The organism is Hymenobacter glaciei (assembly GCF_039539585.1).
GTDB classification, from domain to species: domain Bacteria; phylum Bacteroidota; class Bacteroidia; order Cytophagales; family Hymenobacteraceae; genus Hymenobacter; species Hymenobacter glaciei.
This window is the reverse complement of sequence record NZ_BAABDK010000029.1, coordinates 62,559-86,671: the sequence shown is the minus strand read 5'-3', so window position 1 is coordinate 86,671 and position 24,113 is coordinate 62,559. Positions and strand designations below refer to the sequence as shown.

Genomic DNA, 24,113 nt, shown 5'->3' with positions numbered 1-24,113 from the left:
ATTAACAGAAGCGGATAAAAAAACGTCATGCCGAGCGCAGCCGAGGCATCTCGCGTGCAGTAGTAATCCAATCGATTGAGTTACTACTGCACGCGAGATGCTTCGCTGCGCTCTGCATGACGGGCACAAGCTAAAGCATGTGCTACTCCCCGCTGCGCGGCTGGAGCAGCTTGGCAATCAGCCCGGTCCAGCCGGTTTGGTGGCTGGCGCCGAGGCCGTGGCCGTTGTCGCCGTGGAAATACTCGTGGAACCAGAGGTGGTCGCGGAAGTTGGGGTCGTTTTGCAGCTGCTTGTCGTCGCCGAAGCAGGCACGACGGCCGGTTTCGGGGTCGCGCAAGAAGAGTTGAGTCAGCCGCTGGGTGAGAGCATCGGCAACTTCCAGTAGCGTGTGCAGCTGGCCGGAGCCGGTGGGATACTCCACCTTGAAATCGTCGCCGTAGTAGTGATGAAAACGCTGCAGCGACTCGATAAGCAGGAAGTTCATGGGTAGCCACACGGGGCCGCGCCAGTTGCTGTTGCCACCGAAAACGTCGGTTTGCGACTCGGCCGGCTCGTAGTTGACAGTGAACTTGGTTTCGGTGCCCCGGAACACGAACGGGTGAGCCAAGTGATAGCGCGAAAGGCTGCGGATGCCGTAGGGCGACAGGAATTCGGCCTCGTCCAGCATGCGCGCTAGCAGGCGTTTCACGCGGTGGCCGCGCAGCAGCGAGAGCAGGTGGCGGGCGCCCTTGCCGGGCTCTTGCCAGCGCGACACCAGTGCCGCCAGCTTTGGGCGGTTGGACAGAAACCAGTTCATGCGGGCCAGAAACTGCGGGGCGTTGGCCAGCGTGTCTTCGTCAATCACCTCCACGGCAAACAGCGGAATGAGGCCCACCATGCTGCGCACTTTCAGCAGCTCGTGGCCGCGGTCGGGCGTGTTCAGGGCGTCGTAGTAAAACTCGTCCTCGTCGTCCCAAAGGTCCATGTGCTCGTTGGCCACGTTGGTCATGGCCTCGGCGATGTACAGGAAATGCTCGAAGAACTTGCTGGCCAGGTCCTGGTACACCGGGTTGGTTTTGCAGAGCTCCAGCGCAATGCGCATCATGTTCAGCGCGTACATGGCGACCCAGGCGGTGCCATCGGCCTGCTCGAGGTAGCCGCCGAAGGGCAGCGGCGCCGAGCGGTCGAACACGCCGATGTTGTCGAGCCCGAGGAAACCGCCTTCAAAAATGTTGCGGCCGTCGCGGTCCTTGCGGTTCACCCACCAGGTGAAATTGAGGAGCAGGCGGTGGAAGATGGTTTCCAGATAGGCAATGTCGCCGGCGTCGCCCCGGGCCTTCTGGTCCATCTTGAACACGCGCCAGGTGGCGTAGGCGTGCACGGGCGGGTTCACGTCGCTCAGCTTCCACTCGTAGGCCGGCAGCTGGCCGTTGGGGTGCATGTACCAGTCGCGGCACAGCAGCAGGAGCTGCTCCTTGGCAAATTCTGGGTCGAGTCGGGCCAGCGGCAGGCAGTGGAAGGCCAGGTCCCAGGCCGCGTACCAGGGGTATTCCCAGGTGTCGGGCATCGAGATGATGTGGGCATTGTTGAGGTGGTGCCAGCCGGTGCCGTTGCGGCCGCCGAGGCGCTCGGGCGGCGGGGCCGGCAGGGCCGGGTCGCCGGCCAGCCACTGCGGCACGTCGTAGTAGTAGAACTGCTTGCACCAGAGCATGCCGGCAAAAGCCTGGCGCTGCACGTTGCGGGCGTCGGGGTCCGTGAGCCCGGCCTGCAACACGTGGTAAAACTGGTCGGCCTCGACCTGGCGCAGCTTCAGCGTCGGGTCGAAATCAGCGAACGGAGTGGCCAAACCCGGCGCGGCCAGGCGCAGGCGCACCACGCGGGTGGCGCCGGGCCCAATGGCCAACTCGTAGTGCGCGGCGGCCTTGGTGCCGGTTTGAGCCGGGTTTACGGTGCCGGCCTGGCCCTGCACAAGGTAGTCGTTGATACCGTCCTTGAAGAACTGCTCATCCGAAGGCGCGTCGTACAGGCGGCTGTTGTTGGTGGCATTCTCGCAGAAGAGCAGCGAGGGCTTTGTACCTGGCAGGGCTTCGTCGCAATACAGCGTGAGCAGCCCCAAATCCTGGTGTTCGGCGCGGATGTGGCCCTCGCCTGTGGCTGATAGCGCCGGCCGGTAATCGTTGTTGCCCCAGGCCCAGGTGTTGCGAAACCAAAGCTGCGGCAGCAGGTGCAGCGTGGTATCGTCGGGCCCGCGGTTGACGATGGTGAGCTGAATAAGAATGTCTTCGGAATCGGCTTTGGCGAATTCCACGAACACGTCGAAGTAACGGTTTTCGTGGAAGATGGCCGTTTCCATCAACTCAAATTCGGGCTTCATGCGGTCGCGGCGGGCATTTTCCTTCACCAGCCACTCGTAGGGAAAAGCGTGCTGCGGATACTTGTACAGCATCCGCTGGTAGGAGTGCGTGGGCGTGGCGTCGAGGTAGTAGTACACCTCTTTCACGTCCTCGCCGTGGTTGCCCTCGGTGCCACTCAGCCCAAAGAGCCGCTCCTTGAGGATGGGGTCCTGCCCGTTCCAGAGACCCAGGCCGAAGCAGAGCAGCTGCTGGTCGTCGCAGAAGCCGGCCAGGGCTTCCTCGCCCCAGCGGTAGGCGCGGCTGCGGGCCTGGTCGTGGGTGGTGAAGTTCCAGGCGTCGCCATTGGCCGAGTAGTCTTCGCGCACCGTGCCCCACTGGCGCTCCGCCACGTAAGGGCCGAATTTGCGCCAGGATTTGTCACCGGCTCGGTCTTCCTGGAGTCGTTGGTGTTCGGGGGTCATTCCTTATCAGGTTTCGGATTAAGTACGAACGTCATGCTGCGCTTGCCAAAGCATCTCTACCGCGCAAGTAGATAATTACTTCAGCGGTAGAGATGCTTCGGCAAGCGCAGCATGACGTTCTTTTTTAGATAGACAAACAACTCAATCGCCTCAGCCATTGTCGGCGAAGCCGGGATAGAGAGTCATGCCGCCGTCCATAAAAATGGTTTGGCCGGTGATGTAGTCGGCTTCGTCCGAAACGAGCCAGGCGGCCAGGTTACCGATATCGGCCGGGTCGCCCACGCGGTTGTATGGAATTAGGGTAAGCAGGGCCTTTTCCTCCTCGGGCGTGTCGCGGGCCGAAAGGTTGATGGGCGTGGCAATGGCGCCCGGGGCAATGCTGTTGACGCGAATTTTGTGCGGCGCCAGCTCCTGGGCCGTGCTTTTCATCAGTTGCATGATGCCGCCTTTGCTGGCCGCGTAGTTGACGTGGCCGGCCCACGGAATGACTTCGTGCACCGAGCTCATGCAGATGAGTTTGCCCGTGGCCCGGGAAATATCGGGCTGCTCGCCGCGCCGGATGAACTCGCGGGCACCCTCACGCAGGCAGAGGAACTGGCCGGTCAGGTTCACGTCAATCACCTTCTGCCACTGGGCCAGGGTCATGTCGATTAAAGGTGAGTCGACCTGCAAGCCGGCATTGGCCACCACGATGTGAACGGTACCAAACCGCTCAATGGTCTGTTTAAACATAGCCTGCACCTCGTCTTCCTTGCTCACATCGGCCTTGATGGCCAGGGCCGTGCCGCCGGCCGCTTCAATGGTGGCCACGGTGGCGTTGGCGCCTTCCTCGTCGTGGCCGTAGTTTACCACCACGGAAGCGCCGTGGGCCGCCAGCGCCACGGCCACGGCCACGCCGATGCCGGAGCTGGCCCCCGTGACGAGGGCAATTTGATTGGCGAGACGCCGGGGGTCGGGAGTAGCCATGCGGAAACGTTCGGGAGTTAAGGGAAAGATGAAGCCAATGCTACGGGCCGGCGCTGAGGATTCGATGAAGCCCCGCCAGCCACTCACCCTGAACGTACGCGCACCGCCGAGCTTAGTTTGGCAATTGAGCCCTAACTGCGGCACACTGGTTTATTTGACCTCCTCTCCGTCCTTGTTAATCAGGAAGCTGCGGCCGTTTTGCGTCACGCGGGCTTTGCCATCGACGAAGTCAGCAGCCAGCTTGTAGCGCCCAAAAGGCTTTGTGCCACTGGCTGGGTCGGTGAGGTAGTCGGGGGTGATGAACGTGTAGCCGTCGGGCAGGCGCACGCGGGCCAGCCCATCCACAAACGAGTAGGCTTCGCGGAACATGGGCGGCGAGTCGGGTACTTCTGGGCCGCTGATATAAAACCAGCCGCGGTGGTCGAGCACGGCGGCGTGGCCCTCGGCAAAGTCGAGCGCATTGAAGAAGAAGTGGTCGAACTCCTGCCCGTCTTTTTCAAGAAAGGTGTAGGCCTCCCCCACCCGCACCCGGGCAAACCCGCCGTGGTAAGGGTTGATGGCATCGTACGCCGGCGCAACTACTTGCTTGCCGTCCTCGTCTACCAGCCCGAAAGCGCCGTCCTGCTCCACCACTGCCTGCCCGTCCTGAAACGGCGCGGCCGATGCAAACTGCGCCTTGATAACCGGGGCACCGCCGGCGTCGGCGTAGCCCCAGCGGCCGTTTTCCTGGTAAGGCACCGGCGCGGTGCCGCTGCGGTGGACGAACATCCAGACCAGCAGCACGACAACGACAGCACCGGCCGCGCCCAGCAACACGCGATGCCGGGCACGGGCCGCTGCGCCCAACTGCTGCAGATGCGGTAGCGCCCCCGCCCCCGCCGCCTGGGCCCGTTTGCCAAACGCCCGCAGACGGTCGGCAACCGGCTCAGTCGCAGCGGCTGGTAGGGCAGCCGTTACCGGCGCGGCCGCCGGTGCAGGAGCAGCTTTAGCAACGGGTGTGGGGTTATCCTCCGCGCTCACGGGACCATGCGAGCTGCTACCCTCAACAGCTGTTATCGCCGGCGCAACTGCCTCGTCCGGAGCCATAGTGGCCTTGTCCCCGACAGGTACCGGCTCAGCTTTAGTGGCAGCGACAGGTGAGGCAAATGCTGGGGCCATTGGTGCTGCCGGGGCTGGCTCCGGCGCTAACGCTGGCCCCGGCTCCAGCGCGGTGGCGGGCAGCACCGGCACGGCTGGCGCGGCGGCAACGGGTACCGCGCTCAGCTGCCCGATGAGTTGGCTCAACTGTTGGATTTTGGCATCGAGTTCTTGGTTGCGGGCGGCCAGCTCGGCGCGCGAGGCTTCCATTTCGGCTTCGAGGGCGGCTTTCTCGCGGGTTTCGGCCCCGAGGCGCGACACCAGCGCGGTGGCTTCGGCGGCCACGGGCGGCGCCTGGGCCAGTTCGGCACGCAACTGGGAGATGCTGCGCTCGCGCTCGGCCTCGCGGGTTTCGAGGGCTTGAAGCTGGGCGCTGATGTCGGCCTGCATTTGCTGGCGCAGTTGTTCGAGCTGCTGCTTTTCCTCGTTCCGAGCCATCAGAGATGAAGCCGCGCCGTAGGGCAAGTCGTCGTCCGGAATATCGTTGGCGCCCAGCCAGCCCCAGAGGGCGCGGGCTTTGCCGCCCAGGAAACTGCCAGCGGGCTGAGCGGCAGCGTCTGACAAGTCGCCTGGGCTTGTTACTGTGGTGTGAGTCTGTGCGTCTGGTGGTACTGCGGCCGCGAATTCGTTCAGCTCGGCGGCCCACTCGGCCAGGTCAGCGGCGGTGAGGTCGATTTCGGGCGTGGCCAGCTGGCGCAGGCGGCGGGGCAGCTCAGCGGGGCCAGCCACTAGCTGGAAACCGGTCGGGGCATCGTTCAGCGCGGCCTCCACATCGGGGCCAAACGTGAGCGGGGCTTCAAACACCACCACGCCGCTAATGAACTGCAGGTTGGCTTGGGCCGGAGTGAAACGTGGCCCAAGCCAGGATTCGAGCAGCGTTTTTTGTTGGCGAAACTGCTCAAACGGATTATCGAATCCATCGCTCCCGGCCAGGGGGACGCTGCCCAATTGCCAGCCGCCATAGCCCAGCGCCGGAATGCCAAGCACCCCGCCACGCGGCACCAGCACCAGCAGCGCGATGCTGTGGGGGCGCACCACCACGGCATCAAGGGGTGCGGCCCCGTCTTCGAGCACCAGGTTGCCCAGCAGCAGCGAATCGGTGCTGGTATCGCTATCCAGGGCAGCCCGCACGGCGGCAAACTGCGCGGCACGGGCAGGGTCGGTGAAGGGAGCAGCGAGAAAAAGGGAAACCATAAACAAATTCAAAGGGAAGCCGAAGCTTTTGGAAGAGACACGCTGGGGCGGGCTAGTCGTCTTTCCAGCGGCCTTTGCCTTTACCGTGGTGCTTCTTGTGCTTTTTAGGTTTGAAGAAGCCATTGCCTTCATCGTTTTCTTCGCCGCGCCCAAACACCTGTTCGAGCAGCGAAGCAGCCGGCAGCACGCGCACCTCGCCGGCCGCTGAGGCCTCCGGGCCGGCCAGGGCCAGCGCGCCGCTGGTGGCATTCGCCAGCACGAGCACCGGCCGGCCGCGCAGGTCGCAGCCCTGCCCCTCGCCCAGCTCGGTGCGCTGGCCGGTGGGGCCCACCACGAAGCCGTCTTTGGTAACGGTGGCCCCCGTGGGCAGGTGGGCATCGCGCGTCATGGCATAAGGCTTGCCGTTGCGGATAACTTCCATCTGGCCATTGTGGCGGCGGAAGCCGTCGTTGCCGGCCGGTTGCTGGGCGCGCGCCGGGGCCAGCAGCAGCAGGCTGGCCCCCAGGCCCAGCCCGGCCGCACGTAAAGATTTCACAGGAAACGACATAGGAGATGCGGCGCCGGAGAATGCCCCGGCGCCGCATCTCATACGTCAAATTCGGCGCCAGGCTGCCGGAGCGGCTGTTTTTTTACGGGCCGGCGGGCGTGGGCTACTTCTTCATCTCTGTGCCGTCGGCGTTGAAGAGCACGTCGCGGCGTTTGCCGCCCTGGCTGATTTCGGCCTCGTAAGTTGTCGCATTGGTAGCGGCCGTCACAATTTTGGCGGCTTCCGTGATTTTGGCCGTTTTGTAGTTTGCGGCGAGGGCTTTCTGCACAGGCGCGGGCAGCTGGGCTACCGAAATTTCAGTTTCGGTTTCCATCAGCACACCAGCGGCGGTGATAACGGCCGACATTTCGGCTTTGCCCGTCACGAAGGCGGCTTCAAAATCAGCACCTTCCTTTTCCCATTGCACCGATTTCACGTCCGGGAAATGTAGCTTAAACGTTGCAGCGGCGGCGGCCGGCACCTTGGCAGGGGCAACTTTCTGAGCCAGGGCGGCCGGTGAAAGCAGCGCGGTCGCGGCCAGAGCCAGGAGAAGATTTTTCATGCGTAAAATGAGGAGGTTAGTGAATGTTGGACCAAACCTAAGCCCTCATTCTGTGGCTATCCTGTCCACATTCTGAGGCGATTCTGAGGCCGCAAGCGGGGCGGCCGCCGTGGCCGGCAGCGGGGCCAGCCGCACGCGCAGGGTATGCCGGGTACCGTCCTCCGAAAGCGTGTAGCGCAGCCCGAAGCCGTAGTAGCCGCAGATGTGCTGCACGATGCTCAGGCCCAGGCCCGGCGAGTCGGAGGCGGCGTTGTGCTTGCGGAAACGCTCGAAGAACCGGGCCGGGTCGCCGGTGGTAGCCGGGCCGGTGTTGCTCACTTTCAGCTCGCGGGGCGTGAGCACCACCAGCAGCTCGCCGCCGCGCACATTGTGGCGCACGGCGTTTTGCAGCAGGTTCTGCAGCAACGAATCGGCCAGGCCGTGGTGCAGGTGCAGCACTACGGGCGCCGCAACGTCGAGGCCGTAGCGCAGCTCGCGGGCTTCGAACAGGGGTTCGAACTGGGCCATCTTCTCGGTCAGCAGCTCGTCGAGGCGCACGGGCTGGGCGGCAGCAAACTGCCGGTTTTCAATTTTACTGAGCAGGCTCAGGGCTTGGTGCAGGCGCGAGAGGCGCAGCGTGGCCCCGTACAGCTCGGCCACCAACGGGGCAGCGGCGGGGTCCTGGGCCAGGGCGGGCACCTGGAGTAGCTGCTCGAGCTGGGCCTGCATGATGGCCAGCGGCGTCTGGGTTTCGTGGGCGGCGTTGGCCGTGAACTCGCGCAGGCTCTCGTAGTCGGCTACCAGGCGTTGGCTGAAGCCATTCAGGGCATGATTGAGCTCGGCAAACTCGGCCACGGCGGGCGTGGGCAGCGCCAGCGGCTGGTGCTGCTGCAAGTTGTAGCCGCGCAATGCTCCCAGCGTGTGCCGGAACGGGGCCCACAGCCGGGCCGAGAGCCAGCGGTTCAGCCCCACCATGCCGGCCAGCAGCAGCGCCAGCACGGCCAACATCACGCCCAGCACCACGCCCAGCAGCTCTTCGGTTTCGACCAGCGACTTGCGCAGCGTGATGGATACCGGCGGCTGGCCGGGCGCGGCCAGCATAAAGCTAAGCTGGCGGTGGGGCACCATTTCGTGCTCCTGGGTATCGAGCAGCAGCGTATCGCGCGCACCAGGGTGCCGGGGCTGGCAGTCGATGTCGAGCAAGGCAGCCAGCTCGGCCACGGGCGGCAGCTGACCGGCCCGGGCCCGGGCCAGCAGCTCGAGGCGACGGCCGGCCAGCTGCTCGTCCACCTCACCCCGCAGTGCCCAGCTGATGCCGTAGTATAGCCCCACGCTCCCCACCCCGAACAGGAACAGGGCCAGCAGTAAGTAGTAGCGGGTGGTGGCGTTGAGGAGGTTCATGCAAGCAAAGCGTAGCAACAGGTGGGGCGGGCAGCATTATAAGCGCCCGGCAAAGCTTTTTGTCTGCTGCGCCACTGGCTACTCGCTACTCGTGGCTCAGCTTGTAGCCCACGCCGTACATGGTGCGGATGTAATTATCGGCGCCCTTCTCCTGAAGCTTCTTGCGCAGATTTTTGAGGTGGGTGTAGATGAAGTCAAACGAGTCGGCCGCATCCACGGCGTCGCCGCACAGGTGCTCGGCAATGGCCTCCTTGGTGAGGATGCGGCCGGGGTTGGCCAGCAGGTAGAGCAGCAGGTCGTACTCCTTTTTGGTGAGGGTGAGCAGTTCGCCTCGCACATGCACTTCGGCCAGGTCGGGCAGCACCAGCAGGTCGCGAAAAGTGAGCTGCTGCTTGCCGTTGAACTTTCGGCGGCGGATGATGGCCCGCACCCGGGCATTGAGCTCGGAGAGGTGAAAGGGCTTGATGAGGTAGTCGTCGGCCCCGAGGTCGAAGCCCGTGATTTTGTCGTCGAGCGCGTCGCGGGCCGTGATGATGAGCACGCCGGCAGCCGAGCCTTCGGCCTTGAGGGCGCGCAGCAAGTTCAGCCCCGCGCCGTCGGGCAGGGTGAGGTCGAGCAGTACGCAGTCGTATTGGTACAACTCGATTTTTTCCCGGGCCTGGGCGAAGCTGGCCGCTTCTTCTACCACGTAGCCGGCCTGGCGCAACGAGCTGGCCAGGGCCGTACGCAGGGCGGCTTCGTCTTCAACAAGCAGAATTTTCATGGTCTAAAAGGAGGCTACGTTGAGCGGAACCAAAGGCGAAGGACGCACCAAAGGTTGAAGACTTTCTGGCTTGCGATGCGTATGCATGCGCACCAGCAACGGCCTACCGGTCGCGCCGGCCTAATTTCCTTCAGAATCGGCCCGCAGCTTTGCGGCGCTTACCATCGAATCCGCCTGTTGTTCCCTCGCCTTTCCTGCCTGATTTGGTGCCTGGCCTTTATTGGCCTGCCGGTGTTGCTACCCCGCGCGGCACAGGCGCAACCGGTGCCGGCGCCGGCAGTGCTCGCGCCGCTTCCGGCCGCAGCAGCGGCGCCCACCAGCCCGCGCCGCCTCGACGACTTCCTGCTGGTGGCCCGCCAAAACAGCCCCCTGCTGCGCGAAACCGCCAACCAGGTGCGCCAGAACCGCCTCGACAGCCTGGTGCGCGCCCGCCAGAACGGGGTGCAGGTGGCCGGCATTGGCTCGGCGCTGTACTACCCATCCATCACCAACAGCCAGGGCGAAAGCGTGGTAGGCTACGACAATGCCGTGACCAACGGCGGCAACTACGCCGCCATTGCCCAGGCCACCAAGCCCATCCTCAACCGCTTCCAGCTCCAGAACGACTACCAGATTCTGGCCAGCCAGGGCCAGGTGCTGCGCAACACCGGCCGCCTCTCGGCCCTGGATTTGCGCCGCAGCATTACCGAACAGTTCCTGACGGCCTACGCTGCCGAAACCCAGCTCACGTTCAGTCGCACGCTGCTCACCCAGCTGCGGCAGCAGGACCAAATGCTGCGCCAGCTGGTGAACGGCGGCATTTTTAAGCAAACGCAGTACCTGAGCTTTTACCTGTCGGTGCGCACCCAGGAGGTGACCGTGGAGCAAAACCGCCTGGCCTACCGCCGCGAGTTGGGCACCCTGCGCGCTCTGGCCGGCGTGGCCGATACCTCGCTCATCAGCATCGAAGCCCCTACCCCGCCCACGCACCGCCCGCTAGCCGGGCTGCTGGCTCCCGCCCAGCGCCAGTACACGCTCGACAGCCTCCGCCTGCTGCTCGACCGCCGCGCCATCGATGCCAATTACCGCCCCAAAGTGAGTGCCGTGGTCGATGCCGGCCTGCAATCGTCGTCGTACCTGCCCGTGGCGCTGGCCCACAGCGTGGGCATTGGGGGCGGGTTGCAGCTGGGCTTGCCCATTTTCGATGGCCACCAGCGCCAGTTGCAATACCAGCGCTTATCACTGAGCGAGCAGAGCCGGCGCGGCTACCGGCAGTTTCTCACGGTGCAGCGGCAGCAGCAGTACCAGCAGCTGGAAGGCCTGATTCGGGCTTCGGATGCGCTGCTGGGCCGCATCCGCGAGCAGCTGCGTATAGCCGATGCGCTGGTGGGCGCGGCGCGGCAACAGCTGGCCACCGGCGACGTGGCCATTCTTGATTACCTGAACCTGGTGACCAGCTACCGGACCCTGCAGTTTAGTTTGGCCCAGGCGCAGACCGACCAGCTCAGGAGCCGGTTTGCGCTGGACTACCTGGCTGAGCAGTAAAACCGATGTAGGGTGCGGGGCTTGCCCCCGCCCGCCGTTCGCATTGGCAGCCTCGTACTCTCAACGATTTCCGTTCAACGACGGGCGGGGGCAAGCCCCGCACCCTACTTCATATGGCTTTTTCCCGTCTGCTTCCCCTTCCACTCCTTCTCTTCCTCACGGCCTGCGGCTCGAAAGATTCAGCCCCTGGCGAGGCTGCCCCCACCGACGGCGAGGAAGAATCAGCTGTGAAGCCCAAGGCGCTGGTCACCGTCGGCACCGTGCAAACCGATACCCTCACCGATGTGCTGCAGCTCAGTGCGGTATCCGCCTTTCCGGCCAAGGATGCCCTGCGGGCCACCACCACCGGCTACGTGCTGGCCCCTACGCCCGTGGTGGGCCAGCAGGTGCGCGCCGGCCAAACGGTGTTCACCATCCAGACCAAGGAGTCGAAGACGCTGCACCTCGACCAGCTCACCGGCGACCCCCGCCTGAAATTCAGCGGCATCATCCGGATAAAATCGGCCCGCGCGGGCATCCTCGCCACGGTGGACAAGCTGGCCGGCGACTACGTGCAGGACGGCGAGCAGCTCGGCCTCACCTACGACCGCAGCCGCTTCGGCTTCGTGCTCGACGTGCCCGTGACGCAGCTGCGCTACGTGCATACCGGCCAAAACTGCCGCATCATCCTGCCCGACGGCCGCACCCTGACCGGCCGCGTGGCCGAGGTGCTGGCCACCGCCGATGTCAGCATTCAGACCCAGCGCTACACCATCCGGCCCACCGGCCCGGTGCCGGAGCTGCCCGAAAACCTGGCCGTACAGGTCGAGCTCGACAAAACCGCGCCGCACCTGGCCCGCACCCTGCCGCGCGGGGCCGTGCTGACGGATGAAACGCAAACCGAGTTTTGGGTGATGAAGCTGCTCAACGACTCCACGGCCGTGAAAGTCCCGGTGACCGTCGGGGCGCAGGAAAAGGACCACATCGAAATCAAAGCGCCGGCTTTCAATCCCAAAGACAAGATTTTGTTGAGCGGCAACTTCGGGCTCGATGACACGGCGGCCGTGAAGGTGACCCGGCCCGTCGGGGCGGAAGCCCGGCCCGAAAAATAGGGAGCCCGTGCCGGCAATTCGGGCGCCCGGATTGCCAGCACGGGCTCCCGGATTTCCAAGACGGGGGCCCGTGCTGGCGGGACGGGGGTCCGACTTACGAATCCGGGGGGCCATGTCGCCAATCCGGGTGCCCGGCTCACGAATCCGGGGCCCCGTCTTGCCGGGACAGGGGCCCGAGTTGGCGGGACGGGGCCCCGGATTCGTGAGCCGGGCACCCGGGCACTGCTGGCGAGCGTCCGCAACGCGGGTTGGGTTCGGGCTGGTGGCCCGGGCTTTGAACGACAGCCCCGAAATTGCCCATGATGAGCCATCGGCTCGAAATCCAGTCGGCAGCGCGTTGCGGACGCGCGCCAGCTTGCTTAACCAGTTGATATTTATGCCTGACCGTCCTTCCATCTTTCAAGCCTACAAAGCGCCCATCGCGGTGCTGCTGGCCCTGGCCCTGGCGCTGGGCACGGTGGCCTACCAGCGCATCAACGTGGCCCTGTTTCCGGAGGTGACCTTCCCGAAGGTGAAGGTGATTGCCGAGAACGGCTTGCAACCCGTCGACCGCATGATGGTGACCGTGACCAAGCCGATGGAGGATGCCATCAAGCGAGTGCCGGGCCTGAAGCTGCTGCGCAGCACCACCAGCCGGGGCAGCTGCGAAATCTCGGCTTTCCTGGACTGGAACGTGGACGTGGCCAAAAGCCAGACCCTGATTGAGTCGCGCCTGAACCAGATTCGGGGCGACCTCCCCCCCACCGTGCAAATCACGGTGGAGCGCATGAATCCCGCCATTCTGCCGGTGATGGGCTATACGCTGGAAGCGCCGGGCCGCTCGGCGCTGGAGTTGCGCAAACTGGCCCTGTACACGATTAAGCCGTTTTTGTCGCAGGTCGATGGCGTGTCGTCGGTGCAGGTGCAGGGCGGGCGCACCAAGGAGTACCAAGTGCAGCTGCTGCCCGACCAGCTCGCCGCCCTCGCCCTCGGGCCCGATGACGTGACCAAGGCCCTCACCGCCACGAATTTCGTGCAGAGCAACGGCTACCTCAGCGACTACCGCCGCCTCTACCTCACCGTCACGGACGCCACGATTCTCCAGAAGGAGGACCTTGAAAACCTGGTGCTGCGCAACGACGGCCGCCGCATTGTGCGCCTCGCTGATGTGGCCACCGTGGCGTTGGGCGAACAACCGGAATACACCCGCATCAACGCCAACGGCTCCGACGCGGTGCTCATTTCCATCCTGCGCCAGCCCGACGCCAACGTGGTGCAGGTGTCGGATGGCGTGAAAGCCAAAGTGGCCGCCCTGCAAGTGGGCCTGCCGCGCGGCGTGCGCATGGCCCCGTACTACGACCAGGCCGATTTCGTGGCCGAAGTGGTGAAGTCGGTGCAGGACGCACTCTGGATTGGCCTGGCGCTGGCCCTGCTGGTGACGGCGCTGTTTTTGCGCTCCTTCCGCGCCACGATGACCATTTTGGTGGCCATCCCAGTGGCGCTGGCGCTCACCATTGCGGTGCTGCATTTCGGGCTGGGCTACTCCTTCAACATCATGACGCTGGGCGCCATCGCCGCCGCCATCGGCCTGATGATTGACGACGCCGTGGTGATGGTGGAGCAGCTGCACCGCGTGGGCGAGGACCACCCGGAGGCCACGCCCGGCGAAGTCGTGCGCCGCTCGGTGGGCCACCTGCTGCCCGCGCTCATTGGCTCAAGCTTGAGTACGATTGTGATTTTCCTGCCGTTTGCGCTGCTGGGCGGCGTGGCCGGGGCCTATTTTAAAGTGTTGGCTACCACAATGGTGGTGGCGCTGTTGTGCTCGTTTCTGGTGGCGTGGCTGGGGCTGCCGGTGATTTATCTGCTGCTGAGCCGGAAGCCCCAGGCCGGCCAAGCGGTGGCCTCACCCCCCGGCCCCCTCTCCGGTGGAGAGGGGGAGCTGAACGATTCCGTTCAACTATCGCCAGGCTCTCCCCTCTCCACCGGAGAGGGGGGCCGGGGGGGTGAGGCGCTCGCAGAGGGTGACCTCAAACCTACCCCTGCCGCCCACCACGAAATCCCCTGGGTGCGCGCCGTCATCCGCCACCCGGCCTACTCCATCCTCGGCATTCTGGTGCTTATTGGCAGCATGGTGCTCATCATCCCGCGCCTGGCCACCGGCTTTCTGCCCGACATGGACGAAGGCGCTATTGTGCTTGACTACGACTCCCCTGCCGGCACCAGCATCGAGGAAACCGACCGCATGCTGCGCCAGGCGGAGAAGCTGATTGTGAAGGTGCCGGAAGTGGCCAGCTACTCCCGCCGCACCGGCACCCAGATGGGCTTTTTCATCACCGAGCCCAACCGGGGCGACTACCTCATCCGGCTCAAAACCAACCGCCAGCGCACGACTGAAGAAGTCATTTCAGACATCCGCGAAAAGATTGAGGCCACCCAGCCGGCCCTCACCATCGACTTCGGCCAGGTTATCGGCGACATGCTGGGCGACCTGATGAGCACCGTGCAGCCCATCGAAATCAAGGTATTCGGCCCCGACGCCACCAAGCGCTACGCCCTGGCCGAGCAGGTGACCAAAGTAGTAGAAGGCACCACCGGCACCGCCGACGTGTTCGACGGCATCGTGCGCATGGGCCCGAGCGTGGAGGTGCGCCCCGACCCGCGCCGCCTGGCCCAATACGGCCTTACGGCTACCGACTTCCAGACCCAGCTGCAAACCCAGCTGGCGGGCACCACCGCGGGCAACGTGCTCGAAGGCGAGCAGCTGCTCAACATCCGAATGCGCTACCCCAACGCCGCCCAGGCCACCCTGGCCCAGCTGCGCGGCGAGCCGGTTTTCCTGCCCAACGGCCAGCGCCGCCGCCTCGACGAGCTGGCGACCGTGCGCGTAACCGCCGGCGACGCCGAGCTGGAGCGCGAAAACCTGCAGGCCATGACGGCCGTGACGGCCCGCCTCGACGGCCGCGACCTGGGCGGCGCGATGAGCGAAATCCGCCAGAAGCTCGACAAAGAAGTGCCGCTGCCGCCCGGCTATTTCATCCAGTACGGCGGCTCGTATGCCGAGCAGCAGCAGTCGTTTCAGGAGCTGCTCACCATTCTGGGCACGGCGTGTTTGCTGGTATTCGCGGTGGCCCTGTTTCTGTTCCGAGACCTGAAAGCGGCGGGCCTCATCCTGCTGATTTCCGTGCTGGGGCCGGCCGGCGGCTCGCTGGCCCTGTTCCTCACCAACACGCCGCTGAACGTGGGCTCCTACACCGGCCTGATTATGGTGGTCGGCATCATCGGCGAGAATGCCATCTTCACTTTTCAGCAGTTCTTCGAGATTCTGGAGGAAGGCCGGCCCGTGGAGCAGGCCGTGGGCTACGCCATCGCCGCCCGCCTGCGGCCCAAACTGATGACGGCCCTTTCGGCCATTGCGGCACTGCTGCCGCTGGCCCTGGGCATTGGGGCGGGCGCGCAGCTGCACCAGCCCCTGGCCATTGCCGTGATTGGCGGGCTGCTACTGGCCCTGCCCCTGCTGCTGATGGTGCTGCCCAGCCTGCTGCGGTTGGCGTACCAGACGAAAACCTCACGGGACCCCATTGGGGCATGACCCCCGGTTCGCTTGAAGCGCGAAGCCAAAAAAGAGGGGGTACCGGTTTTGCTCTGTCAGAGTTAGGAGTTAAAAGTGAAGAGTTAAAACGGGAACGGGCCGGGGGCTGGCGCACATCTGCGAGGCGCTGCCGACTAGCTGCGAGCCGGTGGCTCGGACATTCGGGCCGTGTTGCCCATCCTGCCGCGAGTTGTTCAACCCCAAGCCACAGGCCGAGCAATTTGTTGGGGCCAGCGTGGCCTTGGTGCGGGGGCTGGGCGGCGGCTAGGAATAGTGCTTCAGGCAACAGATTTCGCACAGACTTGAAAATGCCTGCCGGACTGACAGGTTTTTTTATCGCAAAGATTATCGCACAGTCAGCCATTTAAGATTTCCATCAGAATCTGTCATTACGTTTATGTTACCGTGTCCGTAGTAACGGATTCGTAATCTCTCTGACTCCTTTTTTTCTTTCATGCGCTCGATTATAGTTACCCGTTTGGCCGCCGCCATGCTCTTGTTTGGGGCCTTCCACCCGGCCCAGGCCCAGGTTAAGCCCACGCCTACTGACACCACCAAGAAATACGCGAACCCCGGCAGCGTGTCCGCGCCGGTGAAAGCGACTTTTTTCAAAAGCAAGCTATTCAAAGCCGTGGCCATTCCGGCCGTGCTGATAACCTACGGGGCCATTACCGCCCAGGGCGATGCAGGCGTCAACCGCGATGCCCGGATGTTTGTGCAGAAGCAGTTCCGGCCGGTAAGCACAGGGTTTGATAACACGCTGATTATCGCGCCTTATTTCGAGCTGGCGGCTGTGGCCTTGGCGGGCGTGGAGTCGCGCGACGACCGCGTCAACACCTTGCTCATCATTGCCAAGGGCGAGGCCATCATGCTGGCCTCCACATTTGCCGTGAAACAGCTGCGCGGCGAACCCCGCCCCAACGAGTCCGATAACCTCTCGTTCCCGTCGGGCCACACGGCGCAGGCGTTTCTGGCGGCTAGCATTGTACACACCGAGTTTCGGGACAAAAGCCAGTGGTATGGCATTGGGGCGTACACCATTGCCACCAGCGTGGCGGCCCTGCGCATGGTGAATGACAAGCACTGGCAGAGCGACGTGGTGGCCGGCGCGGGCTTCGGCATCCTATCGGCCCACTTAGCTTACTTGAGCCACCGTAACCGTTGGGGCCGCAAGTCCATCGGCCGCGACATCGGCATGTCGCCTACCTACTTCGGCAACGGCACGCCCGGCATGAGCCTTTCGTGGCGGCCCTCGAAGTAAACGCTTCGCTTAATGAGGAATGAGGAATTATCCAGTCGGCAATTCCTCATTCCTCATTAAGCGAAGCGTCCACCCATACCGGCACGGCCGACAACGCGGCATTGCCCGTCAGCTCATCGAGACGGGTTTCATCCGTCAAATCATTGATGCTGACACCGGGGTGGGCCTGTGCCACTTTCAATTGCGTGCCGGCGCGGGCGTGGCCGTAGCCGTGAGGCATGCTGGCTACACCGGGCATGAGGTTGGACGTGATTTCGATGGGCAGCTCAACCGCTCCTACCCGGGAACGCACGCGCACCAACTGGCCGTCAGCCAAGTTGCGGGCGGCAGCATCTTCAGGGTTCAGTTGCAGCGTGCAGCGGTTGCGGCCTTTGATGAGGCGCGGCAGGTTGTGCATCCAGGAATTGTTGGAGCGCAATTCGCGCCGGCTGATGAGCAGCAGTTGATTCTCGGCTGCCACGGGGGCCGCGGCCAGCACCCGGCGGGCACGGACTAGGTCGGCCAAAAAGAGCGGGGTCGCCAAGTTGATGCGCTGGTTTTCGGTGCGCAGGGCGGCGGGCAGGCGCGGCTGCAACGCGCCGAGGTCGACGCCGTGCGGGTTCTTGCGCAGCTCATCCAGGGATAAGCCGGTGCGGCCGTAGGCGCCGTAGCGCAGGCCCAGGTCGATTTTTGTTTCGGGGTTTTCGGGCGCTGAAGCGGCGGCGGCATCGTACGCGTCACCGGATTCGAGGCGCTGGCGCAGGCCTTCGAATATCTCCCAATCGTAGCGCGCCTCGGGGCCTTTATCGAACAGCGGCTCGGAGTAGCGGCTGGTATTGCGGATGGCCAGGGCGTGGAAGCTCACGTCGTAGTGCGCAGTTTCGAGGCCGGTGGCCGGCGGCAGAATGTAGTGCGCGTGGCGCGTGGTTTCGTTGAGGTAGATGTCAATCGAAACCATGAAATCGAGGCCGGCCAAAGCACTATCGAGTTGCGCACCGTTGGGCGTACTCAGTACCGGGTTGCCGCAGCTCGTGACCAGCGCCCGCAGCTGGCCCTCGCCGGGCGTGAGGATTTCCTCCGCCAGGCAGGCCACCGGCAGCTCGCCCATGAACTCGGGCACCTGGCGCACCCGGCTGCGGTACCGGTCGTACCTATTATAAATGCCCGGCTTGCCCAGAATATCCAGTGCGGGCGTGGCAAACATGTAACCGCCCGGTTCGTCCAGGTGGCCGGTGAGCAGGTTCAGCACATTTATCAGCCACAGGCACAGCCCCCCAAATTCCTGCACCGACACCCCGACCCGACCGTAAATCACCCCCCGCTCGGCGGCCGCCAACTCCCGCGCCAACGTGCGGATTTCGGCCGGCGCAATGCCCGTAATTGGGCTAACGTGCTCAGGCGTGAACTCGGCCACGGCCGCTTCCAGCTCAGCAATGCCGTCCGTAACCTCGGCCAGCCGCCCCGGGCGCACCAGATTCTCGGCGAAGAGAACCTGCGTCATGGCCAGCAGCAGAAACACGTCGGTGCTGGGGCGAATGAAATGGTGGGTATCGGCTTTGGCAGCCGTTTCGGAGCGTCGCGGGTCGACGACGACCACCTTGCCGCCACGGGCCTGAATGGCTTGCAGGCGCTTGGCCACGTCGGGCGCGGTCATCAGGCTGCCGTTGCTCACCAAAGGGTTGCCGCCCAGAATGAGCCAGTGGTCGGTGCGGTCCAAATCCGGGACGGGCAGTAGCAGCGGGTGGCCGTAGAGCTGCCAGGCCGCGAAATGGTGCGGCAGCTGGTCGACCGACGAGGCCGAGAACAGGCTACGCGAGCCCAGCGCCCGCAGAAATCCGGGTGCCGACAACTGCGTGCCGGAGTTGTGCACGCTGGGGTTGCCGGCGTACCAGGCGGTGGCGTGCGGGCCGTGAGCTTCGCGCTGCCGGCGCAGGCCGGCGGCCACTTCGTCCAAAGCAATTTCCCAGTCGATTTCCTGCCAGCCGTCGGCGGTGCGCTTCAGCGGGCGGCGCAGGCGGTTGGGGTCCTCGTAAATGTCCTTCAACCCCACGGCTTTGGGACAGATGTGGCCCCGGCTGAAGGGGTCTTGCATGTCGCCGGTGATGCCAAGCACCTGACCATGCTCGTGGTTGATTTCGAGGCCGCAAATGGCTTCGCAAAGATTACAGGCGCGGTAGTGCGTTTCGGTAGGCATAGGCGGAAGTCGTGGAAGGTTGGGGTTGGCAAGGTAGGGTTTAGAACGATGTAGAGACGCGACCCATCGCGTCTCGGTGTCCGCGAAGTTTAGTTTCGTGCACCGCCGAGACGCGATGAGGCGCGTCTCTACATTCTTCTAAAAACAACGCAACGTTGTGTTGTCCTTTCTGTCTTTTTGATTAAGATTCCGTCCCATCTTTACGAATCTGCTTTTCCTATCACCCGAATTCCTACGCTCTTTTGAAACGACGCGACTTTGTAGGACTCTCCGGTTTGGCCACCGGAGCCCTTTTCCTGCCCAATTTCCCCAGCCTGGGCGGCACGCCCGTAGACGTTGCCCGCCTGCTGGAACCCGGCCTCGACCCCACCCAGAAAAAACGCCTGGCCGACGCGGCCCTGAACGCTGCCAAAGCCGCCGGCGCGAGCTACGCCGACGTGCGCATCGGCCGCTACCTCAACCAAAGCATTTTCACCCGCGAAAAACAGGTGCAGAACATCGCCAGCGGCGAGAGCTTCGGCTGTGGCGTGCGGGTGCTGGCCAACGGCACCTGGGGCTTTGCCGCCACCAATGTGGTGACTGAGGCCGGCCTCGCCAAAGCAGCCCAACTGGCCGTGGCCATCGCCAAAGCCAACGCGAAAGTGCAGAAGGAAAAGGTGCAGCTGGCCCCGCAAAAAGGCTACGGCGAAGTCACCTGGAAAACGCCTATTCAGCAAAACGCCTTCGAAGTGCCGGTGGCCCAGAAGGTAGAGTTGCTGCTGGCCGCCAACGCCCGGGCCACCGACAACGGCGCGAGCTTCGTGAATTCCTCGCTGTTCCAGATTAACGAGCAGAAGTATTTCGCCAGCACCGATGGCTCTTATATCGACCAGGACGTGCACCGCATCTGGCCCACGTTTTCGGTCACGGGCATCGACCGGGCCAGCGGCAAGTTCCGCACCCGTGACGCGCTTAGTGCGCCTATGGGCCTGGGCTACGAATACCTCACGCCCAAGGCCGCCGACAAGATTGCGGGGGCCAGCGGCACCGGCCTCATCGGCTACCGCAACAGCTACGACATGCTGGAAGACGCCGCCCTTGCCGCCAAACAGGTGAAGGAAAAGCTCACGGCAAAGTCCGTTACGGCCGGCAAGTACGACCTCGTGCTCGAGCCCAACCACCTCGGTCTCACCATCCACGAGAGCGTGGGCCACCCGCTGGAGCTCGACCGCGTGCTGGGCTACGAAGCCAATTACGCGGGCACTTCGTTTGCCACGTTGGAGTGGAAGGCCAGGCAGATTCCCTACGGCTCGAAGCTGGTGAACATCGTGGCCGACAAGCTGCAGCCCGGCTCGCTGGGCGCGGTGGGCTACGACGACGAAGGCGTGAAAACCAAGCGCTGGGACCTCATCAAAGAAGGCACGCTGGTGAACTACGAGAAAATCCGGGACCAGGCCCACATCGTCGGCCAGACCGAATCGGATGGTTGCTGCTACGCCGATTCCTGGGATTCGGTACAGTTCCAGCGCATGCCCAACGTGAGCCTGCAGCCCGGAAAAGCCAAGCTGAGCGTTGATGACATGATAAAGGGCGTGGACAAGGGCATCTACATTGCCGGGCGCGGCTCCTACTCCATCGACCAGCAACGCTACAACTTCCAGTTCGGCGGCCAGGTGTTTTACGCCATCGAAAAAGGCCAGATTGCGGGCATGATTGAGGACGTAGCCTACCAGGCCAACACCCAGGAATTCTGGAACAGCTGCGCCGCGATTTGCGACGAATCGGACTACCGCCTGTTCGGCTCCTTCTTCGACGGCAAGGGCCAGCCCAGCCAGGTTTCGGCCGTGAGCCACGGCTCGGCCACCACGCGCTTCAATGGCGTTAACGTGATTAATACCGCCCGCAAAATATAGAAAATGTGAGCAATGTGCTTGATGTGCAGAATGTAAAAATGAGTTATTGAAGAAGCAGAAAACCAGCCCCATAAGCCTCATTTCAGCCATTCTCATATCCTTCATATTCCCACATCCCCTTCATTTCCACATTCTCGCATTCTGCACATCTCCACATCTGAAAATATGGCCATTCTCTCCAAAGACGAAGCCCAGACCATCCTTAAAAAAGTCCTCAGCTTCAGCACTGCTGATGAGTGCGAGGCCACGCTGAACGGCAACACCGGCGGCAACGTGCGCTCAGCGCGCAACTCTATCAGCACAGCGGGCGCGGCCGAGAACGTGGCGCTGGCCGTGCAGTCGCGTTTCGGCAAGCGCAGCGGTGTAGCCACCTGCAATGAGTTTGACGAAGCTTCGCTGCGCCGCTGCGTGCAGCGGGCCGAGGAAATTGCGCGCCTTGCGCCGGAGTCGCCGGAGTATGTGCCGCTGCTCGGGCCACAGACGTATCTGGCGTCGCCGGGCTCGTTTGCGGCGCGCACGGCTGCCATCACGCCCGACTACCGGGCCGAGCAGATTGGGGCCAGCATGGCCCTGTGCGAGCAGAAGAAGCTGAGCTCCGCTGGGTTCTTCAGTGATTCGGCGGGCTTCGTGGCCAAGCGCAACTCCAAGGGGCTCGAAGCTTACCAGCAGGTGAGCAGTGTCGATTTCTCCATTACCGTGCGCACGGCCGATGGTACCGGCTCGGGCTACGCCATTGCCAACTACACCGATTTGGCGAAGTTCGACGCGGCCCGCCTCACGCGCGTGGCAGCCGATAAAGCGGCTTCATCGGTGAAAGCCAAGGCCATTGAGCCGGGCAAGTATACCGTGATTCTGGAGCCCGCGGCGGCCATCGATTTGCTCAACAACATGATGGGCGCGATGGATGCCCGCAACGCCGACGAGGGCCGTAGCTTCCTCAGCAAGAAGGGTGGCGGCAACAAAAAGGGCGAAAAGGTATTCGACGAGCGGGTGACCATCTACTCCGACCCCACTCATCCCGATGTGCCCGACCTGACGTTTGCCGGCGACGGCCGCCCGCAACAAAAGGTGACGTGGGTGGAAAAGGGCATCGTGAAAAACCTGTACACCTCACGCTTCTGGGCGCAGAAATCGGGCGTGCCCGACATCCCCCCTCCCGGCGGCTGGATTATGGCCGGCGGCACCCAAAGCACCGCCGACCTCATCAAGGGCACGGCCAAAGGAATTCTGGTTACGCGCCTCTACTACATTCGGGCCGTCGACCCGCAAACGCTGCTTTACACGGGCCTGACGCGCGATGGCACGTTCTATATTGAGAATGGCGTCATCAAATTCCCGGTGAAAAATTTCCGCTTCAACGAAAGCCCGGTGATTATGCTGAACAACCTGGAGGCGCTGGGCAAGCCGGTGCGTTTGAACGGCAGCCTCGTGCCGCCACTCAAAATCCGGGACTTCACCTTCACCAGTCTGTCCGACGCGGTGTAGCGCGGCGTTCGCAGAAAAAAGGTCGTCATGCTGAGCTTGTCGAAGCATCTCTACCTCAACACTAAACTTAATTACCTGTGCAGTAGAGATGCTTCGGCAAGCTCAGCATGACGTTCTAAATTCAAAAAATACTTCAATGAAAAGACGCGATTTTGTTGGCCTCACTGGCCTCGCCACCGGGGCCCTTTTCCTCCCCAGCTTCCCCAGCATCGGCGGTATTCTGGTTGACCCGGCCCGATTGCTGGAACCTGGCCTCGACGTGGCCCAGAAAAAACGCCTGGCCGACGTGGGCCTGAACGCCGCCAAAGCCGCCGGTGCGAGCTACGCCGACGTGCGCATCGGCCGCTACCTCAACCAAAGCATTTTCACCCGCGAGAAGCAAGTACAGGGCATCGCCAGCACCGAAAGTTTCGGCTGCGGCGTGCGCGTGATTGCCAACGGCACTTGGGGCTTCGCCTCGACCAACAACGTGACCGATGCGGGCATTGCCAAAGCCGCCCAGCTGGCCGTGCAGATTGCCAAGGCCAATTCGAAAGTGCAGAAGGAAAAGGTGCAGCTGGCCCCGCAAAAGGGGTTTGGCGAGGTGAGCTGGAAGGCCCCGATTCAGACGAATGCCTTCGAGGTGCCTATTAAGGACAAAGTTGATTTGCTGCTGGGCGTGAACGCCAAGGCCCTGGATTTGGGCGTGTCGTTCGTGAATTCGATACTATCGCAGGTGAACGAGCAGAAGTATTTTGCCAGCACCGACGGCTCGTACATCGACCAGGACATTCACCGGATTTACCCCTCGTTTGGCGTCACGGCCATCGACCGGGCCAGCGGCAAGTTCCGCTCGCGGCAGGCCATGAGTTCGCCCGTGGGCATGGGCTACGAGTACCTCACGCCCAAAGCCGCCGACAAAGTGGCCGGCCCGGCGGGCTCCGACATCATTGGCTACAAAAACAGCTACGACATGCTGGAAGACGTGGCCGCCGCCGCCAAGCAGGTGAAGCAGAAGCTGACCTGCAAGTCGGTGGTCGCCGGCAAGTACGACCTTGTGCTCGACCCGCACCACCTGGGCCTGACCATCCACGAGTCCGTGGGCCACCCGCTGGAGCTCGACCGCGTGCTGGGCTACGAAGCCAACTTCGCGGGCACCTCGTTTGCCACGCTGGAGTGGAAAGCCAAGGGCCTGCCCTACGGCTCGAAAGTGGTGAACATTGTGGCCGACAAGGTGACGCCCGGTACCCTCGGCGCGGTGGGCTACGACGACGAAGGCGTGAAAACCAAGCGTTGGGACCTCATCAAGGAAGGCCGCCTGGTGGATTATGAGAAAATCCGCGACCAGGCGCACATGGTGGGCCAGAAGGAATCGGATGGCTGCTGCTACTCGCAGTCGTGGCAGGATGTGCAGTTTCAGCGCATGCCCAACGTGAGCCTGCAGCCCGGCAAGGAAAAGCTGAGCGTGGACGAGCTGGTGAGCAAGGTCGATAAGGGCATTTACATCGCCGGCAACGGCTCGTTCTCCATCGACCAGCAGCGCTACAACTTCCAATTTGGCGGCCAGGTGTTTTACGCCATTGAGAAAGGAAAAATCACGGAAATGCTGGAGGACGTGGCCTACCAGGCCAACACCCAGGAATTCTGGAACTCCTGCGCTGCCACCTGCGACGAGCGCGACTTCCGGTTCTTCGGCGCGTTCAACGACGGCAAGGGCCAGCCCAGCCAGAGCTCGGCCGTGAGCCACGGCTCGGCCACCACGCGCTTTAATGGCGTGAACGTGATTAACACCGCCCGCAAAATCGGGTAATTGAATAG

At 63.4% G+C, this 24,113-nt stretch carries 15 protein-coding genes; 7 read left to right on the top strand and 8 right to left on the bottom strand.

Annotated features, from left to right (window positions below; genetic code table 11):
- Positions 1-142: 142 nt before the first annotated feature.
- From ABD837_RS18180 to ABD837_RS18150, 7 genes are all read right to left on the bottom strand, one after another.
- Entirely contained in the window at positions 143-2,794 is a 2,652-nt protein-coding gene (locus tag ABD837_RS18180) for an MGH1-like glycoside hydrolase domain-containing protein (RefSeq protein WP_345057317.1), read from the bottom strand.
- Positions 2,795-2,944: 150 nt separating this feature from the next.
- Positions 2,945-3,760, bottom strand: coding sequence for an SDR family oxidoreductase (locus ABD837_RS18175; RefSeq protein ID WP_345057315.1), 816 nt, complete (start codon positions 3,758-3,760; stop codon positions 2,945-2,947).
- Positions 3,761-3,910: 150 nt separating this feature from the next.
- Positions 3,911-6,091 (bottom strand): WG repeat-containing protein, encoded by a 2,181-nt coding sequence (locus ABD837_RS18170; RefSeq protein ID WP_345057313.1) that lies wholly within the window; start codon positions 6,089-6,091, stop codon positions 3,911-3,913.
- Between the two features lie 52 nt (positions 6,092-6,143).
- Positions 6,144-6,626, bottom strand: coding sequence for a DUF6799 domain-containing protein (locus ABD837_RS18165; protein WP_345057311.1), 483 nt, complete (start codon positions 6,624-6,626; stop codon positions 6,144-6,146).
- Positions 6,627-6,741: 115 nt separating this feature from the next.
- Positions 6,742-7,179, bottom strand: a complete 438-nt coding sequence (locus tag ABD837_RS18160) for a PepSY-like domain-containing protein (protein WP_345057308.1) — start codon at positions 7,177-7,179, stop codon at positions 6,742-6,744.
- Between the two features lie 45 nt (positions 7,180-7,224).
- Positions 7,225-8,559, bottom strand: a complete 1,335-nt coding sequence (locus ABD837_RS18155) for a sensor histidine kinase (RefSeq protein WP_345057306.1) — start codon at positions 8,557-8,559, stop codon at positions 7,225-7,227.
- Positions 8,560-8,644: 85 nt separating this feature from the next.
- Positions 8,645-9,322 (bottom strand): response regulator transcription factor, encoded by a 678-nt coding sequence (locus ABD837_RS18150; RefSeq protein WP_345057304.1) that lies wholly within the window; start codon positions 9,320-9,322, stop codon positions 8,645-8,647.
- A 177-nt stretch (positions 9,323-9,499) separates the two neighbouring features.
- Between ABD837_RS18150 and ABD837_RS18145 the strand changes: the two genes are divergently transcribed.
- The 4 genes from ABD837_RS18145 to ABD837_RS18130 all read left to right on the top strand — a co-directional run bounded on the left by ABD837_RS18145 (position 9,500) and on the right by ABD837_RS18130 (position 16,766).
- Positions 9,500-10,846: a TolC family protein gene (locus tag ABD837_RS18145; protein ID WP_345057302.1), complete on the top strand. Its 1,347-nt coding sequence runs from the start codon at positions 9,500-9,502 to the stop codon at positions 10,844-10,846.
- Positions 10,847-10,959: 113 nt separating this feature from the next.
- Positions 10,960-11,937, top strand: coding sequence for an efflux RND transporter periplasmic adaptor subunit (locus tag ABD837_RS18140; RefSeq protein ID WP_345057300.1), 978 nt, complete (start codon positions 10,960-10,962; stop codon positions 11,935-11,937).
- Between the two features lie 376 nt (positions 11,938-12,313).
- Positions 12,314-15,505: an efflux RND transporter permease subunit gene (locus tag ABD837_RS18135; RefSeq protein ID WP_345057298.1), complete on the top strand. Its 3,192-nt coding sequence runs from the start codon at positions 12,314-12,316 to the stop codon at positions 15,503-15,505.
- Between the two features lie 454 nt (positions 15,506-15,959).
- Positions 15,960-16,766, top strand: coding sequence for a phosphatase PAP2 family protein (locus ABD837_RS18130; RefSeq protein WP_345057296.1), 807 nt, complete (start codon positions 15,960-15,962; stop codon positions 16,764-16,766).
- 46 nt (positions 16,767-16,812) lie between these two features.
- Here ABD837_RS18130 and ABD837_RS18125 read toward each other — a convergent pair whose 3' ends face one another.
- Positions 16,813-18,939, bottom strand: a complete 2,127-nt coding sequence (locus ABD837_RS18125; RefSeq protein ID WP_345057294.1) for a molybdopterin-dependent oxidoreductase — start codon at positions 18,937-18,939, stop codon at positions 16,813-16,815.
- A 242-nt stretch (positions 18,940-19,181) separates the two neighbouring features.
- Here ABD837_RS18125 and ABD837_RS18120 point away from each other — a divergent pair, with 242 nt between their 5' ends.
- The 3 genes from ABD837_RS18120 (at position 19,182) to ABD837_RS18110 (ending at position 24,105) form a co-directional block, all read left to right on the top strand.
- On the top strand, positions 19,182-20,831 hold the full coding sequence (locus tag ABD837_RS18120; protein ID WP_345057292.1) for a TldD/PmbA family protein: 1,650 nt from the start codon (positions 19,182-19,184) through the stop codon (positions 20,829-20,831).
- 165 nt (positions 20,832-20,996) lie between these two features.
- Complete coding sequence (locus ABD837_RS18115) at positions 20,997-22,316, top strand: TldD/PmbA family protein (RefSeq protein ID WP_345057290.1); 1,320 nt, start codon at positions 20,997-20,999, stop codon at positions 22,314-22,316.
- 136 nt (positions 22,317-22,452) lie between these two features.
- Complete coding sequence (locus ABD837_RS18110; protein ID WP_345057288.1) at positions 22,453-24,105, top strand: TldD/PmbA family protein; 1,653 nt, start codon at positions 22,453-22,455, stop codon at positions 24,103-24,105.
- Positions 24,106-24,113: the final 8 nt, after the last annotated feature.

Bases quoted from the DNA above. Each gene is read 5' to 3' on its own strand.
- ABD837_RS18180 (WP_345057317.1), bottom strand. From the start codon at position 2,794: ATGACCCCCGAACACCAACGACTCCAGGAAGACCGAGCCGGTGACAAA.
- ABD837_RS18175 (WP_345057315.1), bottom strand. From the start codon at position 3,760: ATGGCTACTCCCGACCCCCGGCGTCTCGCCAATCAAATTGCCCTCGTC.
- ABD837_RS18170 (WP_345057313.1), bottom strand. From the start codon at position 6,091: ATGGTTTCCCTTTTTCTCGCTGCTCCCTTCACCGACCCTGCCCGTGCC.
- ABD837_RS18160 (WP_345057308.1), bottom strand. From the start codon at position 7,179: ATGAAAAATCTTCTCCTGGCTCTGGCCGCGACCGCGCTGCTTTCACCG.
- ABD837_RS18155 (WP_345057306.1), bottom strand. From the start codon at position 8,559: ATGAACCTCCTCAACGCCACCACCCGCTACTACTTACTGCTGGCCCTG.
- ABD837_RS18150 (WP_345057304.1), bottom strand. From the start codon at position 9,322: ATGAAAATTCTGCTTGTTGAAGACGAAGCCGCCCTGCGTACGGCCCTG.
- ABD837_RS18140 (WP_345057300.1), top strand. From the start codon at position 10,960: ATGGCTTTTTCCCGTCTGCTTCCCCTTCCACTCCTTCTCTTCCTCACG.
- ABD837_RS18135 (WP_345057298.1), top strand. From the start codon at position 12,314: ATGCCTGACCGTCCTTCCATCTTTCAAGCCTACAAAGCGCCCATCGCG.
- ABD837_RS18130 (WP_345057296.1), top strand. From the start codon at position 15,960: ATGCGCTCGATTATAGTTACCCGTTTGGCCGCCGCCATGCTCTTGTTT.
- ABD837_RS18125 (WP_345057294.1), bottom strand. From the start codon at position 18,939: ATGCCTACCGAAACGCACTACCGCGCCTGTAATCTTTGCGAAGCCATT.
- ABD837_RS18115 (WP_345057290.1), top strand. From the start codon at position 20,997: ATGGCCATTCTCTCCAAAGACGAAGCCCAGACCATCCTTAAAAAAGTC.
- ABD837_RS18110 (WP_345057288.1), top strand. From the start codon at position 22,453: ATGAAAAGACGCGATTTTGTTGGCCTCACTGGCCTCGCCACCGGGGCC.